Source organism: Nocardia sp. CC213A, assembly GCF_030766805.1.
GTDB lineage: Bacteria > Actinomycetota > Actinomycetes > Mycobacteriales > Mycobacteriaceae > Nocardia > Nocardia otitidiscaviarum.
On record NZ_JASFXA010000005.1, the window covers coordinates 355,459 to 372,048 of the forward strand.

The following is a 16,590-nucleotide window of genomic DNA, read 5'->3' on the forward strand; positions in this document are numbered from 1 at the left end:
ATTAGAGTCCTGTTGGCCCTGATCAGGGCTGGAAGGGACACTGAGTGACATGGCAGGACGCAAGCGGCATTCCGCGGAGGAGATCGTGCGGAAGCTGCGCCGTGCCGATGAACTGACAGCGGCGGGTAAGACCGGGGAGGAAGCTGCGGCCGAGCTGGGGGTGTCGGCGGCCACGATGTACAACTGGCGCCGTCAGTACGGCGGTGTGGACACCGATGCGGCCAAGGAGCTCAAGGAGCTGCGCGAGCAGAACGCGCGATTGAAGCGGTTGCTGGCCGATGCCGAGTTGGAGAAGGACGCGCTGCGGGAGATCGCGAAGGGAAAATTCTGAGCCCATCCGCCAAGCGCCGCGCCGTGGACATGCTCAAAGACGTCAAGGACATGTCGGAACGGTTGGCGTGCAAGGTGGTTGGGCTCGCTCGGTCCACGTATCGGCGGCTGCCGGCCCCGCAGACCCCCGCCGATCCGGACGCTGGTTTGCGGGCCTGGCTGCGGTCCTACGCCACGAAACACCCCGGCCACGGCTTCCGCCGCGCCTGGGCGGCGTTGCGGTTCGACGAGGGCAGCGCCGTGAACAAGAAGAAGGTGCACCGGCTCTGGCGCGAGGAGGGCTTGCAGGTGCGGGCGCATTCCCCGCGCAAGCGAGTCGGGTGCTCCTCAGCGCCGCTGATCGAGGCGGACGCACCGAAGGTAGTGTGGGCGTTGGATTTTCAGTTCGACTCCACCGTCGACGGGCGGGCGGTGAAGATCGCGTCGATGATCGACGAGCACACCCGCGAATCACTGCTGCACCTGGTCGAGCGGTCGATCACCGCCGAGAAACTCGTCGCCGAACTCGAGAAGGTGTTCGCCACCCGCGGCGGCCCGCCGATGGTACTGCGGATGGACAACGGACCGGAAATGATTTCGGCTGCGCTGCAACAGTTTTGCGCTCACCGTGTGGGGATCGTCTACATTCCGCCCGGAACGCCGTGGAACAATGGGTTCATCGAGTCGTTCAACCGCAGGTTGCGGGCCGAGTGCCTCAACCGCAACCATTGGACTTCCCTGCTCGAAGCTCGCGTGGTGATCGGCGACTTCAAGACCGAGCACAACCATCGGCATCGGCACTCGGCCCTGGGCTATCTCACCCCGGCCGAGTACGCTGCCCGCTGCGGCCACACCCACCACCCCGTGGCCTGCGACATCAACTGAAACTGGATCGAATACAACCCGGACTCAAAGACCGGGTGGTCCCGTCATCGGGGACCGGTCAGACCCATATCCACCGATTAGGTTCGGTGCCTAGGGTTTTGGTCTGGGATGGAGAAGGAGCGATCGGCCGTTGGCGAGGCGGACGCACTGAACTGACCACAGAATGCCAGGCATTCCGGGGAACGCTGGGTTGCAAGGTGGTCGTCTGCCGCCCTGCCGATCCGGAAGCAAAAGGCATGATCGAGCGAGCCCACGACTATCTCGAACGGTCGTTCCTTCCGGGTCGAACATTTACCGGCCCAACAGATTTCAACATTCAACTCGGGCAGTGGCTGGGGTTGGTGAATGCCCGGCCGCGCCGGGCGTTGGGTTGCGCGCCGACCGACCGGATCACCGCGGACCGCCACGCGATGCTCACCCTGCCGCCGGTCGCGCCGGAGACCGGATGGCGCCGCTCGGCACGGTTACCGCGTGATCATTACATTCGTTTGGACTCCAACGACTATTCGGTCCATCCGAGTGCGATCGGGCATCGCATCGAGATCCTCGCCGACCTCGACCGGGTCCGGGTGCTTTCGGGTGGACGCCTGGTCGCCGACCACGAGCGGATCTGGGCCTGGCATCAAACCCTGTCCGATCCCGCCCATGTCGAGGCGGCGAAAGCGTTGCGGCGTGGTCGGATCGGTGTCCTGCGACCGGCACCGGAACCCGATGTCGAGCAGCGTGCCCTCACTGATTACGACGCCGCGCTGGGTATCGATATCGAAGGCGGGGTGGCCTGATGCCCGGACGAACCAGAACCAACGCGAAAACATCCACTACGACAAGGGATTTCGCTGCCGAGCTGAACTTTCTCACCCGGGCGTTGAAGGCGCCGTCGCTACGCGAGGCCGCGCAGCGGCTGCCCGAACGCGCCCGCGCCGAGAACTGGACTCACGAGGAATTCCTCGTCGCCTGCCTGCAACGCGAGGTCTCCGCCCGCGAGTCCCACGGCGGTGAAGGACGCATCCGCTCCGCGCGTTTCCCCTACCGGAAATCCCTAGAAGAGTTCGACTTCGGTCACGCTCGCGGACTGAAACGCGACGCGATCGCCCACCTCGGAACATTGGATTTCGTCACCGCGAAGGAGAACGTGGTGTTCCTGGGCCCACCCGGAACCGGGAAAACGCACCTGGCCATCGGGTTGGCGATCCGGGCCTGTCAGGCCGGGCATCGGGTCGCGTTCGCCACCGCCGCCGAATGGGTCGCGCGCCTGGCCGAAGCCCACCACGCGGGAAGGTTGCAGGCCGAGCTGATCAAGCTCGGCCGTTACCCGCTGTTGGTCGTGGACGAGGTCGGCTACATCCCGTTCGAGAACGAAGCGGCCAACCTGTTCTTCCAGCTCGTCTCGTCCAGATACGAGCGGGCGTCGCTGATCGTGACGTCCAACAAGGTCTTCGGCCGCTGGGGCGAGGTCTTCGGCGACGACGTCGTCGCCGCCGCGATGATCGACCGCCTCGTCCACCACGCCGAGGTCATCGCCCTCAAAGGCGACAGCTACCGGCTCAAGGACCGCGACCTCGGCCGAGTCCCCGCCGCCGGCACAACTGAAGACTGAAACCATCAACCCAACCCGACCGGAAAGGGGTCAGAATTCGGATGCCGTGAAGTGATCAGGATTGGCGTTCCGTTGACAGCTCGGTCGTGGGGAACCGCCGATCGGTGGCCGATCCGACTACCCGGACGCGGTCAGCCACGAGGACTGGCTCGACGACCGAAATCGGTCGCTCCAGGAACCTTCCGACTGGATATAGCTCTCTGGAGGACAGGGAAGAGAACGAAACAATGGAGAACGACGAGTGAGCTACCGGAGATCGCCGATCCGCGAGAGTATCGGCCGGATGACGCTGGCCATGCCGATCACCATCGGGCTTCTGGCGGGCGTCGCCTGTAGCAACTCGGTCGACGGCGGCGCGGCAGACGCGCAAACATCGACCCCCGCGACTACGGCTACTACCGCCGCATCGGTACGGCAGCACGATGTAGTCGACGACGAGTGCCTTCTCTCGGCGGCGGAGGTCACCGCGCTCGTCGGTGTGGATATGAAGGACGGGGAGAACACCAAAGCCACCCTGGCTGATGGTTCCGAGTATCGCAGCTGTGAGTACAGCACCACCCTGGATGACCGCCTCTCTGCCCTGGTGCGGATTAATGTCAGTCGCCCGAGTCCGACCTTGCCACTCGACGTCGTCATAGCCCTACAGTCCAACCCGAGTGACCATTCAATTTCGGGAATTGCCCGTGAGGTGCTCGCTAACGATTCGGGGACAGGGGTCACGATCTACACCGACACCTATATCGTTGAGGTCGGGATCTTCAAATCCGTAATGGACCTTATCGACCTGGCCCGTCCCCAGTGAATGAGACCACTAGGTATTAGAGTCCTGTTGGCCCTGATCAGGGCTGGAAGGGACACTGAGTGACATGGCAGGACGCAAGCGGCATTCCGCGGAGGAGATCGTGCGGAAGCTGCGCCGTGCCGATGAACTGACAGCGGCGGGTAAGACCGGGGAGGAAGCTGCGGCCGAGCTGGGGGTGTCGGCGGCCACGATGTACAACTGGCGCCGTCAGTACGGCGGTGTGGACACCGATGCGGCCAAGGAGCTCAAGGAGCTGCGCGAGCAGAACGCGCGATTGAAGCGGTTGCTGGCCGATGCCGAGTTGGAGAAGGACGCGCTGCGGGAGATCGCGAAGGGAAAATTCTGAGCCCATCCGCCAAGCGCCGCGCCGTGGACATGCTCAAAGACGTCAAGGACATGTCGGAACGGTTGGCGTGCAAGGTGGTTGGGCTCGCTCGGTCCACGTATCGGCGGCTGCCGGCCCCGCAGACCCCCGCCGATCCGGACGCTGGTTTGCGGGCCTGGCTGCGGTCCTACGCCACGAAACACCCCGGCCACGGCTTCCGCCGCGCCTGGGCGGCGTTGCGGTTCGACGAGGGCAGCGCCGTGAACAAGAAGAAGGTGCACCGGCTCTGGCGCGAGGAGGGCTTGCAGGTGCGGGCGCATTCCCCGCGCAAGCGAGTCGGGTGCTCCTCAGCGCCGCTGATCGAGGCGGACGCACCGAAGGTAGTGTGGGCGTTGGATTTTCAGTTCGACTCCACCGTCGACGGGCGGGCGGTGAAGATCGCGTCGATGATCGACGAGCACACCCGCGAATCACTGCTGCACCTGGTCGAGCGGTCGATCACCGCCGAGAAACTCGTCGCCGAACTCGAGAAGGTGTTCGCCACCCGCGGCGGCCCGCCGATGGTACTGCGGATGGACAACGGACCGGAAATGATTTCGGCTGCGCTGCAACAGTTTTGCGCTCACCGTGTGGGGATCGTCTACATTCCGCCCGGAACGCCGTGGAACAATGGGTTCATCGAGTCGTTCAACCGCAGGTTGCGGGCCGAGTGCCTCAACCGCAACCATTGGACTTCCCTGCTCGAAGCTCGCGTGGTGATCGGCGACTTCAAGACCGAGCACAACCATCGGCATCGGCACTCGGCCCTGGGCTATCTCACCCCGGCCGAGTACGCTGCCCGCTGCGGCCACACCCACCACCCCGTGGCCTGCGACATCAACTGAAACTGGATCGAATACAACCCGGACTCAAAGACCGGGTGGTCCCGTCATCGGGGACCGGTCAGACCAACACGGCACCCTGTCGGTCACCGTCCCGACCGATGATCAGTGGGCTACCGCTGCGCGGCAGATCATCGCGAGACTCCCAACCCAATGATCCGAAATTCGGACGACGCCCCGCCCGGACACCGTGCGTGTGGTCCACACCTCAGGGACCATCTTTGGGGGCCACCCCAAGCCCCCAACCGTATTGCACAATCGGTTCCTACTTCGGCGCGGCCACTGTTAAACCGTGCTCCTCCGCCGCAGCAGCGAGCCGATTATCGTACGTTACGAAATACGCTAGCGCGGCACCCAATTCGAGAGCGGCGGCCAAGTGGAGCGCATCCAAGGTACGCAACTTGGTACCTGGTGCAAGCTTGCCCGCCTTATCGAGAACTTCCGCAGTCAGCGCAATATGCGCGCAACGGTTCAACCAAACGGTAGCGCGCTCGTGCGATTCCTGACTGGCACCGGCCGCGTGTAGACCACGGCGCAGCTCGGTCCGAGTCAAGTGAGCGGTGATCTGGCGGGAGGACGCCTGGCTCGCGAGCCAGTCCTGCAGTGCCTCGGAATCTGACTCCTGCTTGAAAAGCTTGATGGCCGCGCACGTGTCCATGTACAGGAAGTTCACCAGGTCTCCTCGTCGCGCAGAGACAAGACTGCCTCGCTACCGCTATCTCCATCAGCAGACGGAGGCTCTAGCGGCATGTCGGCGGCTTCTGCCGCTGTTGGTAGGCCCTGCAACGCGGCCGGATCGAGCACTCCGGCGGATATTGCGCGGGCGACGGCTTGGTCGGCTTCGTCTGTCGACGCGCTCCAGCCCGTGGTTTCACTACTGTCGATCGCTGCTTCGTAAAAGGCGTCGGCGAGCGCCATGACGACTGCGCTGATGCCGGGGCCGTCGCTGAAGAAGTAGTCGGCCATGGTGTTGTGCGCTTCCTGGTTGTCGACGACCGCTTCGGTAACCGCCGCCTGGAAGTCCTGCGATTCCATGAACTGCTTCTTCGAGTTGACTTTGGCCTGGTTGACCAGGTCCGGGTAGGCGAGCAGCCGCTGCACCAACCCCTGTACAAACTCCCGGACCTGTGAGGCGGAGAACGACTCGGCACCGAACAGATCGTTCATCTTGTCGATGACGACCTGCAGTGCAACGTACTTCGGTTCCTTCCGTGCGCCGCTGCCCGCAGCGCTGATGCCCTTGAGCTCACCTTCACCGGTCAGCGAGATATCGACCGCAGTCCCCTTGGTGTGCTTGACCCCGACCAGGACCACGTCGGTTAGGTCGACCTCCGCCGACCAGGAGGAACCTGCGATGACCTTCTCCAGCAGCCGCAGGAAGATCGACAGCATCTCCATGTACGGATCGCCGTAATCGACGATCTGGCTCATGAAGTCATAGAGCCGAACGTAGGTGGAGACATCCTTACGAAACAGGTCGAGGGTGTTTAGGGTGACCTTGTCGTCGGCCTCGATCGCCGCCGCGTAACGGCGGGCGAAGTCGTTCTTGGCAGGGCTGATCGCGGCCGAGAGCGCGTTGTTGCCTTTGCGAGTGACCCATAGTTCGGCGACCTCACGCACCTGCTCCGGTGTGTAGATTCCGGCCTGGGCGAGTTTGGTAGCGAGGTGAACGACAACATAGGGGTCGGTCTCGGTCTCCAGGGTGGCGTTGGTGTAGTACGGCTCGAACGCAGCCCGGATGCCCTCGGGCTTGTTCCTGAAGTCAATGACGAACGTCTTGCGCTTCTGCTCCCCACCCGCGGTGCGGTGAGTGCGATTGAGCCGGGACAGTGTCTGCACGGCAGTGACTCCGGAGAGCTTCTTGTCGACGTACATCGCTGAGAGCAGCGGCTGGTCGAATCCCGTCTGGTACTTATTGGCGACCAGCATGATCTTGTATGTGGTGCCTTTGAAGGCGGCGGCCAGGTCCGAGCCGGCACCGGGGTTGAGGTTGTCCTCGGTGAACTTGTCGTCCTTGCTCGGCTGCGGCCCCCAGTCCGAAGCCCACTCTTCGTCCTCGGCCATGGTCACCGAGCCGGAGAAAGCGACCAGAGTGCGGTAGTTGTACGAGGCGTCCAAGGCGGCCCGCTTGGCGATGTAGGCATCGATCGCCTTCTTGTACTTCACCGCGGCCTTGCGTGAGTCGGTCACGACCATCGCCTTCGCCTTGCCCTCCAGAAGATGAGCGACATTGGCATGGAAATGCTCGACGATGATCTGCACCTTCTGGCTGATATTGGTCGGATGCAGTGTCACCCACCGCATCACCCCCTTGCGCGCCGCGGTCTCTTCCACCTCGCCACCGCCGCTCTTCGCCTTGCTGGCGATCTTCAGTGCGGTGTCGTAGGTCTGGTACCCCCTGAGCACGTCGAGGATGTAGCCCTCCTCGATCGCCTGCCGCATCGAGTAGAGGTGGAACTCGACCGGCTTCCCGTCAGGGCCTTTGCGACCGAAGAGCTGCAGGGTCTTGTTCTTTGGCGTCGCCGTGAACGCGAAGTAGGAGATGTCCTCGGATTCGGCTCGCTCGACCATTTCCGCGGCCAGGATCGTCTCGACATCGACGACACCGCCGTCCTCGATCTCCTTGACCTCTTCCGCGGTCAGCACGGCCTTGAGCTTGGAGGACATCTGGCCGGCCTGCGAGGAGTGTGCCTCGTCGGCGATCACCGCGAACCGCCGCCCCTTCAACGATGAGTCGGCCCGGATCTCGTCGAGGGCGAAGGGGAAGGTCTGCACCGTGACCGCGATAATCAGCTCCCCGTTCTTCAACGCGGTCGCCAGCAAGCCGGATTTCGACTTCGCTCCCGCTTTGCGAACATCTTCTGGGCTGATCGTGGCCACGATCTTCCCCGATCCGTCGATCTGCCGGATAGCGTCTTGGAGTTGGCCGTCGAGCACATTGCGGTCCACGACCACGATCACCGAGTCGAAGACCTTCTTATCGTTGACGTGCAGCCGTGCGAGCCGGTGCGCGGTCCAGGCGATGGTGTTCGTCTTCCCCGACCCCGCCGAATGCTCGATCAGGTAGCGCTGCCCCACCCCCTCCTCGATCACCGCTGCTTCGATATTCGTCACAGCCTCCCACTGGTGGAACCGCGGAAAGAGCAGGCTCGTACGCCGCACCGACGTTCCGGTAGCGACGTCCCACTCTTCCTTGGTCTCCACGATCATCAGTCGGCCGATGATGTTGAGCCAGGCGTGCTTCTCCCAAACCCGCTCCCACAGGTACGCCGTCGCCGATTGCCCGCCCTCACCTGGCGGGTTCCCAGCACCACTGTTGTGTCCCTTGTTGAACGGCAGGAAGTGCGTCTTCTCGCCCTCCAACTTGGTGGTCATCGCGGCTAGGTCGTTGGAAACCGCGAAGTGCACCAGCGCCCGGTGCCCGAACGACAGCAGCGGCTCCGGCCGACCGTTCGTCAGCGGATGCCGCTCCTTGCGGTACTGGTTGATCGCCTCATCGAGAGATTGGGTGAAGTCGGTCTTCAACTCGACGGTGGCGACCGGGAGTCCGTTGATGAAGAAGACCAGGTCGATGCTGCGCTGGTCAGCCGTGGAGAAATGCACCTGCCGCATCACACGCACCCGCATCGCCGCGTACTGCTCGTTCGTGGTCGCGTTCAGGGTGGTCTCGGGGCGGAACTGCGCCATCTTCAACCGGCCGCCGCCGATGTACTGCACCCCGTTGCGCAGGATGTTCAGTGTCCCGCCACCATGTTCGAGTGGCTTGTCGAGCGCCGTGACCAGCACGTCGAGGAACTTCGCCTGCGAGCCCGCAGCCTTCAAAGCCTTCTCGTACGCCACCTGCTGGGTCTGCTCCAGCCAGGCGAACAGGTCCTCGGGAAAGAGCGCCCGCTCCCGGTCGTAGCCCGTGTCATCTTCGGAGTAGAGCCACCCGTGGTCGGCCAGGTACTCGCTGATCTCGGCTTCGAAGACGACCTCATGGTGGTCGGCCATCAGACCATCTCCCGTATGTCGAGCTGTCCCGTCACTGCAGCCGTAATCAATGCCGATCGACGCTCTCGAGCGAGCTCGATGAACCGCTCGGTCTCGTCAATCAGCAGGTCGATCTTGGCCGTCTGCTGGTCGAGGTATGCCACGATGCGGTGCTGCTCATCGAGCGGCGGAGCGGGCACCGGCAGAGAACGAATGGCAGAGACATTGATCCTGCGAAAGGTGCTGCCAATCATCGCTCCCTCGATCGCGTGACGTGCCTCGGCTCCAACCAATGCGTAGCGCAGGTAGAACGGGTGAACGTCACTCTTTCGGCGGAGCAGGACCGTCTCTTGACCAATGGCGAAGTCAGGCAGATCGTGCGTAACAACCGAGACTAGACCTACGGAGACATTTCGGATGAACAGAAGGTCTCCGGCGCGAGGTGCACGACCAGCGGCTCTGAGATGTTCGAAGAACTCGGCCGTTGTGTAGTTGCAAGCAGAGAGATCAACCGTCGCGCCCTGACACTCTCGGATGCTGGCAACCGGGAAGCGGCGATCATCGTCCACGAAGTCCGCAGTCACATGGGCACAGTCGATAACATCGACGAGCCGCCGGAGTTGAATTCGCTCCGAGGTCACATCCAACACCGCGTGCGAGATCAAATCCGCTCGCCGCTCGCGGAGCATCCCGATCAGGCGCTGCTGCTCCTCTATAAGCGTGTCGATGCGGGCGGTCTCACGGTCAAGGTACTCGGCGACGGCACGTTGCTCCTCCAGAGGCGGCATCGGCATCGGCATCCTCGCGAGCTTTTCCGCGGTGAGGTGAGGCATGGAGACAACGTTGGAATAGGCGCGAATGAAGCCGCTGGCGCGCAGCGCGATCAGATAGAACGCGATGAACCGCCCATCAAAGTCGCCGGTCGGCCGAAGTCTGTTGATCGAGTTCTGAAATCCCCAGCCAAGGAGATCCTCCTTGACGTACGCGGCACGGCCGAAGCCGCCTTGGCCGCCCTCGACGACGACAACATCGCCTGCCTGGATACTCAATTGCTCCAGCTCGGCGTCGCCGAACCACATCTCGTTCACATCGTCTAGCGCCAGCACACCGTCTGGCTGCACGTTCGCAGCACGCATGTATGGGGCAAGCACGTCACTGCCGGAGTCCTTGCTTTGCAGCATCTTGCCGAGCGTGACGGTCGCAGCATTCTTGACCTGGCCCGCCAGCCACCCGTCCGGCAAGGCGCCCCAGAGCGGTCCCGTCACTGCTCCACCTCTCGCAGCAAGTCGAGAATCTTGGCGACCTGCTTCTCCAGGTCAGCATCGATCTCCGCGAGAGGACGGGGCGGAACGTACTTGTAGAAGTGGCGGGTGAAGGGGATCTCGTAGCCGGTCTTGACCTTTGCCCAGTCGATCCAGGCCTCGTTGACGTGCGGCTTCACCTCGGCGTCGAAGTATGCCTGGATAACCTCGACCTTGCTAGCCGCACCGGCGGTCGAGCCGCCGTAGGTGAACGGGACGATCTCGGTGTCGCGCTTCTTCGGGTCCGGCTTGGGATTGCCCTTGCGATCCACGACCGGATTCCCATTCTCGTCCAACAGCGGACGCTCAATGGTGATGGTCCAGTAGCCGAACTGGTCAATGCGCAGCACCTTGGAGTAGTCCGGGTTGGCATCGGTGAAGTCGGCGTAGAGCTCCACGATCTGGTCCCGGTCCTCCTTGCTGAGCTCACGGTTCTTGGCGCCAAGGTTCTTGCGCATCTTGGTCCAAAACGAGGTGCCGTCGATGAGCTGGACCATGCCCTTGCGGTCGGGGTGCTTGGTGTTGTCGAGAATCCAGATGTACGTGGCGATGCCGGTGTTGAAGAACATGTTGGTCGGAAGTGCGACGATCGCGTCGACCAAGTCGTTCTCCAGTAGCCACTTGCGGATGTTGGAGGGGCCGGACTCGGCTGCGCCGTTGAAGAGCGGCGAGCCGTTCATGACGATCCCGACTCGGCCTCCCCCGTCCTCGGGGGCGCGCATCTTGTGGACCAAGTGGAGCAGGAAGAGCATCTGCCCGTCCGAGGTCCCCGGGAGGCCGGGAGCGAACCGACCGTAAGGACCTGCTTCGTCGCGTTCCTTCATCACCGCCTTGGCATACTGCTTCCAATCGACGCCGTATGGCGGGTTGGACATGCAGTAGTCGAAGTGGCGGCCCTTGAATGCGTCATCGGTGAGCGTATTGCCGAAGGCGATGTTGGTCGCGTCGTGGCCCTTGGCCAGCAGGTCGGACTTACAGATCGCGTATGACTGCGGGTTGTACTCCTGGCCGAACAGGCTCAGTCTCGCGTCTGGATTATGTTTGAGCAGGTGTTCCTCGGCCAGAGCGAGCATGCCGCCGGTGCCCGCTGTCGGGTCGTACAACGTGCGGACGATACCGGCCTCTGTAAGATCGGCGTCCTTCTCGGCGAAGATCAGGTCGACCAGCAGGCGGATTGCGTCTCGAGGGGTGTAATGGTCGCCCGAGGTCTCGTTTGCGGCCTCGTTGAACTTGCGGATGATGTACTCGAATGCGTCGCCCATGTCGGCATTGGAGACGACGTCCGGATGCAGATCGACTTCCTTGAAGGACGTGATGATCCCGCGCAGCAGCTCTGCCTTATCGAGGGCGAGGATCTCCTTCTTGAAATCGAAGTACTCGAACACATCGACATCGGGCGAGAACCGATCAATATAGTCGGCCAGATTGTCTGCTAGCCCGTCGGCGTCTTTGAGGAGGTTGGCGAAGGAGTAGTTCGAGGTGTTGTAGAACGGCCGTCCGGTGGCTTTCTTGACCTCGATCTTGAGCCGGTTGGGGTTGTCGTACTTCGCTGCCAGCTCACGCACCGTCTCCAGGTCGGGCTCGAGGATGCAGTCGAGGCGACGCAGGATTGTGAGCGGTAGGATCACGTTGCCGTACTGGTTGGGGCGGTACGGACCCCGAAGTTGGTCGGCGATCGACCAGATGAAGCTACCGAGGGTGCTCACAAGGCTCCTTACGAGGCTCACTCGACGATAGGTGTGGGACGCCCAGCGTACGAGCGTGGGCGTGCAATTCGGAAGGTGGCGCACCGGCTGCGGCAGCCGAGCGCGTCACACGAACATCATCGCGCATCACGACACCGCGCGTTCAATGAGGTCGGCGGCAGCGATCAGTCCAACAGAGCCCGTCGCCGTCGCCTTGTCAGCATGAAAGTCTCTGGGGCACAGAGGTGGTCGCAACGGCACGGTTGATCTATGTAGAAGGCGTGTCGCCGACCTGGAGAGGGCGCTCGCCGCGCCCATAGCGACCGGTCGCACCATGGCCGAACTCGCCATTGAGCAGCCCCGCTCTGAACGCCTCCCATTCATCGCGAGTGAAGACCAGTGTGGTCCCATCATTTCCACGCAACACCACGTCCTCGCGCTCGGGAACGAACTCGATCGCAGGGCAATCGGCAACCACATCGCCGGACAGTCCCAGAGCCTGCGCAACGAAGGGGGCCCAAGCCGTTGCCGGCATCTCGATGATCGGTTCGTTCTCGGGCTGGTTGCGCGGGTTACGTGCATACTTGCTGTCGCGGAGGAACACACTGGAGTCGTGCTCCCGCCTTCGGACCAGAACGCACTGACCGCCACCCTCGCTGAACGACGACTTGACATATCCGTCGCGGGGTCGGCGCGGTGTCATGGTCTTGCTCCCCATCGTGTTTCAGTGCTCCTTCGAGATGGTCTCGAGATTCCGTGCGACAAGCTTCCGGCTTTCGTCCGGGGGAAGCGCGATTTCGTGAAGCCTCCGCCAGAGCCGCTCGTGGTTGGCGACCTCGGCATGGTCGCGCAGCAGGACGTCCTCGGTCAATGACTCGACCATAACCACAGGCGGGTCGCCAGCGGTGAATTCGTAGATCTCCCAAGGTGATCGGGGCGCACGAACGCCGAGTAGTTCGCCGCCGACCGGCAGGATTCGGAAGTCGACCTGGTCGTTGGTGTCGATAAGCTTGAGCAGATGTTCGAGTTGTTCGAGCATCGCCGGTTTCGGAACGATGACTCGGCGAACCACGGTCTCCTCGACAACGACCTCGATGCGAGGACCGCCCGCCGCGAACGCTTCCTGCTGGCGACGTTCACGCGCGCGGACATCGACGGGGTTGTCGAGGGAGTGATCGTTCGTGACGGCAGCATCGTGCCGCGCCCGCAGGTAGGCCGGTGATTGCAGTAGTCCTGGGATCAAGGAGAAGTCGTACCAGCGGATTGTGCTCGCACCAGCTTCGAGATCCGCAGGGAGTGCTTGGCGAGGTGACAGCCCTTTGAAGGCACGGCCCTCCCACCAGCCTGACTGCGCGGCATCGCGAGCCAGCGCGTAGATCTCCTGCCACTGCGCAGAGTGCTGCTCGATGCCCAGGTGTTCGGCGACCGAGATGCTGACGTCGGCTGCGACCCGACGCTGTCCGGTCTCGATCCTGGTCAACAAGGTGCGATCCATCCCCATTGCTTTCGCGACCTGCTGGATCGACATATCCCGATCCTGGCGAAGTCGTCGCAGGGAATCGCCGAGGTGAAGCCGCCGACTGTACGGCGAGAAGCGCTCGTTCTTGGTCGACAACGGCACTCGCGACACCGGCACACCTCCGTCAGTACACAGTGACAATCTGTCACAAGCTCCCAGGGTCACAGGATAGGCCGCCGAACCGTTCCACACCATCGCGGACACCTGCCGATTCGACGGTTCAGCGGAATAGTTCCCGTCTTCCGAAGCTCTATTGCATCCTGCTTTGCACTGTGACAATCTGACACAGCGTAGCGCATAGTGAACAGCAGCTGGACCACTCCTCACACCACATACATGCAGGTGGGACCGATGACGCTGGATCTGAACGAATCTTCACGCGACACGGTGATGCGGCGGTACTGCCGCGATCGCGAACGGCTTCACGCCTCCGGAGAAACACGCTGCCCTCGACTCGATCCGCGGTGATTCCGATGAAGCCATTTCCCATCAAGAGAGAGATGTTGGCGGCGTGTCGTGGCGACGCCTCGGACACCCATCCCCTCCTGCCGATAGCGCGCGAACTGTCGGAGATTCACCAGCGCCTGCTGACAGTGGACGATGACACGCGGGCGGCAATCGATCGGCGCAGAGCCGAGCTAATCCATGTCATCGATGCATGGGTTGCTCTAGAACTGCCTCCTGCACTGGGGTGCGCTCGTCTGCACACCGAAACCATGGGTGCCGTCATCGATAGGTTGGCCGAGTTCAGCGCCTGCGCATTGGAAGCGCTGTCCGTCGGCGGCGACTCATTCATCGCTTGGGAACGGCTGGCGGAACTGGCCGTCGGTTACGAGGATCTCACAGCCGAGGTGTCGTCCGGTCGGCGGCGATTGCCCTGCGCACCAAGGGAAGTTGCGCCGTACCGGGTCGCGAGGAGATGAGGAGCATGAGTGATGAGACGTTGACCCCAGTGCCGGATCTGCTGGGCGAGCTGTGGCGGGTCAGCAACTACGACGGCCGCGTTCTTGAGGTGGTGCAAGCTGGCCGCAGATGGCGTGGACCGGTCCTGAACAGGCCGGTCCTTCCTTGTTTCGCAGCCATTTTCAGAAATCCAGGAGGGGTGCGATGGTAACCGCGATCGTGACGTTCCTGTCCGGCCTGACTTTGGGCGGATTGGCGGTATGGGCGCTGGTGTCCTATACGCCGGTGAATCCGGTGCCTTTCGTCCAGCCGAAGGATGCCCCGACGGTACAGAGCATTATCGAGCGAATTGAGCGGGAACGGAGAGAGTCGCCCCCCGCACGTGGGCGGCCATCGGCCTTGCCGGGCGTGAATGAACCTCAAGGACGAGATCTGTTGGGCCGAACAGAAATTGAGGTGCGATGATGCCCGCGCCGACCCCTAGCCACATGTTCGTCAGGGCAGACAGTGTGCTCGCGGAGCACCTGTGCCACGTCGAGGTGCTTGATATGACCGAATCCCGCGCCACAGTGCTACATTCCCTGCATCGCGACCACAGCAGTGCCGAATGTCTGGTCGTTACTGCGGCCGAACTCCACTTGCCTTGATTTACATGCGGCCCCGTCAGCGACGGCCACGCGGGTTCCTATCGAGAGTGCTTCGGTTTCTCCGAACCCGGACAGTCAGGGCGCCTCAGGACAAGGACATCTTCGTGAGCGATCAAGTGGGCGGGTAGTCCGGCGGCGCGCTTTTTGGTGATGAAGTCGCGTTGGAAGAAGCTTGATCGGGCGATGATGTCGTCGTCAGCGAGGCGTCCCAAGAGTGCGACGCAGCGTTCGACGGGTTCGAGGCCGGCGAGGGTGGCGCAGGTGATGAGGTGCGAGGGCAGGTCGATGAGTTCGAGGTGTTGTCGCCAAGGGCGGACGGTGATGACGATGTGCCCGCCGGGGCGCAAGTAGGTGGCGCTGGCGGTGAGGATGCGGGTGAACCCGGACAACAGGCGGCCCAGGCCGATGTTGGCGAGGTTGCCGCGGTCGAGGACCGAGCCGTAGCGGTGGTTGGTCTTGTGGACGCCTTGTCCGGGTTTGACGGTGACGTGGCCGTGGGTGGAGGGGCCGTATGGGGGTGAGGTGATGATCAGGTCGACGCTGCCGAGGTGCTCGGCGGGCAGTACCCGGGACAAGGCGCGCGCGTCGCCGGTGTAAACGGCAGCGTCCTGGTCGTATCCGGCATTGCGGGCCAGAGCGATGTTGGCATGAGCGAGTGCGGCCCAGCGGGCTTCGTACTCGAGGCCGAGGGCACGGCGGTCCAGGTGGAGGGCTTCGACGAGGGTGGTGCCGATGCCGCACATGGGGTCGAGGACCAGGTCGCCTGGTTGGGTGTAGTGCGTGATTGCATGGGCGGCTATGGCGGGCAGCATTTTCGCCGGGTGGGCGGTGCTGTCAGGGTGGTAGCGGTCCCCGCGTTGCGCGGCTGGGGACCGTTGGGCGGTCACCCATACCGATACTGGCACCGGCGCGGCGACGGGTGCGGTGGCGCGGCGAAAGGGGTTCTGCGTCATCGGATTGGCTCCTTCGAATGAGGGAATGCAGCCGGGTCGGTGTCAGGCGGCCCGAGACTGGGTGGCAGGGAAGTCGACGTCCATGCCCGGGAGCAGGAACACCGAGACGTCCAGGTGCACAAGGCGGTGACCAGCGGCATGTCCGTGGTCGGGTGCGGGGGCGAGGCGAAGGTCGATGGTGTCGCCGGTGATCGGGGCTGCGACGATGTGAGAGAGGTAGAGCAGGTCGGCGGCCTGAGCAGCGGCGACGACGGCTCCGGTCGGGTCGAGCAGCCGCCCGTGCGGGTCGTGGTCGTGGCGGGTCAGGACGGCCAGGATGCCACCGGGGCACAGCTTCTCGGCCGCATCGATGGCTAGTTGTGTGAGCTTCTCGGGTGCGGTCGGGTTGTCGAGCGGGGGCAGCAGGCTGGCGATGATCAGGTCGGCGGCGGTGTCGTCGCCGAGAACCGACACAAGTCCGGCGGGCACTTGGGACGGCGGGCAGTAGTTCGCGAGGTCGGCGAGCACCTCGTGCAGGGCCTGCGCGGCGGGGCGAGCCTGGGCCGAGGAAAGGGCCGCCAGAGCGAACACTCCGCGAGAGGGCGTGAATTCGCGCACGGCGCGCGAGAGCACCGGGATCGGCCCATACCCGCTGGGTCGGGTGCGGGTGCCGGTAGCCCATAGGGTGGACGGGATCGGAACCGGAGTGGGCTTGTTGGGGCGGGGTCGGCGTCGGGATGAGTGGGCGGGGCGGAATTCGGGCATGGGACACGCTCCTTGGGTTCGGGAACAGAATTCGCGTACATAAACGGCAAGTGCGCTACACCCGTCC

The 16,590-nt window shown here is 63.3% G+C and carries 14 protein-coding genes and 1 pseudogene; 7 read left to right on the top strand and 8 right to left on the bottom strand.

Annotation, left to right across the window (positions count from 1 at the left end; translation table 11 throughout):
- Nucleotides 1-49: 49 nt before the first annotated feature.
- The 5 genes and pseudogenes from QJS31_RS12435 (at nt 50) to QJS31_RS12455 (ending at nt 4,802) form a co-directional block, all read left to right on the top strand.
- Nucleotides 50-1,194 (top strand): IS3 family transposase gene (locus QJS31_RS12435; protein WP_372341547.1). Its coding sequence is split into 2 segments (ribosomal slippage): nt 50-317 and nt 317-1,194, totalling 1,146 coding nucleotides; the frame shifts between segments, so codons are not numbered across the junction.
- A gap of 68 nt (nt 1,195-1,262) precedes the next feature.
- A pseudogene (locus QJS31_RS12440) lies at nt 1,263-1,976 on the top strand (IS21 family transposase); the annotation flags it as partial.
- Nucleotides 1,976-2,791 (top strand): IS21-like element helper ATPase IstB, encoded by an 816-nt coding sequence (gene istB, locus QJS31_RS12445; protein ID WP_306356750.1) that lies wholly within the window; start codon nt 1,976-1,978, stop codon nt 2,789-2,791. The pseudogene QJS31_RS12440 and the gene istB, both read left to right, overlap by 1 nt.
- 283 nt (nt 2,792-3,074) lie before the next feature.
- Nucleotides 3,075-3,593, top strand: coding sequence for a hypothetical protein (locus tag QJS31_RS12450; protein WP_306356751.1), 519 nt, complete (start codon nt 3,075-3,077; stop codon nt 3,591-3,593).
- A 64-nt stretch (nt 3,594-3,657) separates the two neighbouring features.
- Nucleotides 3,658-4,802, top strand: a protein-coding gene (locus QJS31_RS12455) for an IS3 family transposase (protein WP_372341547.1) whose coding sequence is annotated in 2 segments (ribosomal slippage) — nt 3,658-3,925 and nt 3,925-4,802 — 1,146 coding nt in all. Because the reading frame shifts where the segments join, the coding sequence is not laid out codon by codon here.
- A 262-nt stretch (nt 4,803-5,064) separates the two neighbouring features.
- On the opposite strand, the gene QJS31_RS12460 is transcribed toward QJS31_RS12455, so the two are convergent.
- From QJS31_RS12460 to QJS31_RS12485, 6 genes are all read right to left on the bottom strand, one after another.
- Nucleotides 5,065-5,472, bottom strand: a complete 408-nt coding sequence (locus QJS31_RS12460) for a PIN domain-containing protein (RefSeq protein WP_306356752.1) — start codon at nt 5,470-5,472, stop codon at nt 5,065-5,067.
- Nucleotides 5,469-8,792, bottom strand: a complete 3,324-nt coding sequence (locus tag QJS31_RS12465) for a type I restriction endonuclease subunit R (protein ID WP_306356753.1) — start codon at nt 8,790-8,792, stop codon at nt 5,469-5,471. The genes QJS31_RS12460 and QJS31_RS12465 overlap by 4 nt, the downstream gene beginning before the upstream one ends.
- Entirely contained in the window at nt 8,792-10,036 is a 1,245-nt protein-coding gene (locus QJS31_RS12470) for a restriction endonuclease subunit S (RefSeq protein ID WP_306356754.1), read from the bottom strand. The genes QJS31_RS12465 and QJS31_RS12470 overlap by 1 nt, the downstream gene beginning before the upstream one ends.
- Nucleotides 10,033-11,778, bottom strand: coding sequence for a class I SAM-dependent DNA methyltransferase (locus tag QJS31_RS12475; RefSeq protein WP_306356755.1), 1,746 nt, complete (start codon nt 11,776-11,778; stop codon nt 10,033-10,035). The genes QJS31_RS12470 and QJS31_RS12475 overlap by 4 nt, the downstream gene beginning before the upstream one ends.
- A gap of 247 nt (nt 11,779-12,025) precedes the next feature.
- Nucleotides 12,026-12,475: a DUF397 domain-containing protein gene (locus QJS31_RS12480; RefSeq protein ID WP_306356756.1), complete on the bottom strand. Its 450-nt coding sequence runs from the start codon at nt 12,473-12,475 to the stop codon at nt 12,026-12,028.
- 6 nt (nt 12,476-12,481) lie between these two features.
- The gene (locus QJS31_RS12485) at nt 12,482-13,393 is read right to left on the bottom strand and encodes a helix-turn-helix transcriptional regulator (RefSeq protein WP_306356788.1); all 912 of its coding nucleotides are present in this window, start codon (nt 13,391-13,393) and stop codon (nt 12,482-12,484) included.
- A gap of 356 nt (nt 13,394-13,749) precedes the next feature.
- On the opposite strand from QJS31_RS12485, the gene QJS31_RS12490 reads away from it, so the two are divergent.
- Together QJS31_RS12490 and QJS31_RS12495 are read left to right on the top strand one after the other, a co-directional pair.
- A complete protein-coding gene (locus QJS31_RS12490; RefSeq protein WP_306356757.1) occupies nt 13,750-14,199 on the top strand; it encodes a DUF4254 domain-containing protein in 450 nt (149 codons plus the stop codon).
- 109 nt (nt 14,200-14,308) lie between these two features.
- The gene (locus tag QJS31_RS12495; protein WP_306356758.1) at nt 14,309-14,644 is read left to right on the top strand and encodes a hypothetical protein; all 336 of its coding nucleotides are present in this window, start codon (nt 14,309-14,311) and stop codon (nt 14,642-14,644) included.
- A 220-nt stretch (nt 14,645-14,864) separates the two neighbouring features.
- Here the strand turns inward: QJS31_RS12495 and QJS31_RS12500 are convergent, their stop codons facing one another.
- Both QJS31_RS12500 and QJS31_RS12505 read right to left on the bottom strand, forming a co-directional pair.
- Nucleotides 14,865-15,779: a TRM11 family methyltransferase gene (locus QJS31_RS12500; protein WP_306356759.1), complete on the bottom strand. Its 915-nt coding sequence runs from the start codon at nt 15,777-15,779 to the stop codon at nt 14,865-14,867.
- A 42-nt stretch (nt 15,780-15,821) separates the two neighbouring features.
- The gene (locus QJS31_RS12505; protein ID WP_306356760.1) at nt 15,822-16,523 is read right to left on the bottom strand and encodes a hypothetical protein; all 702 of its coding nucleotides are present in this window, start codon (nt 16,521-16,523) and stop codon (nt 15,822-15,824) included.
- Between the last annotated feature and the right edge of the window lie 67 nt (nt 16,524-16,590).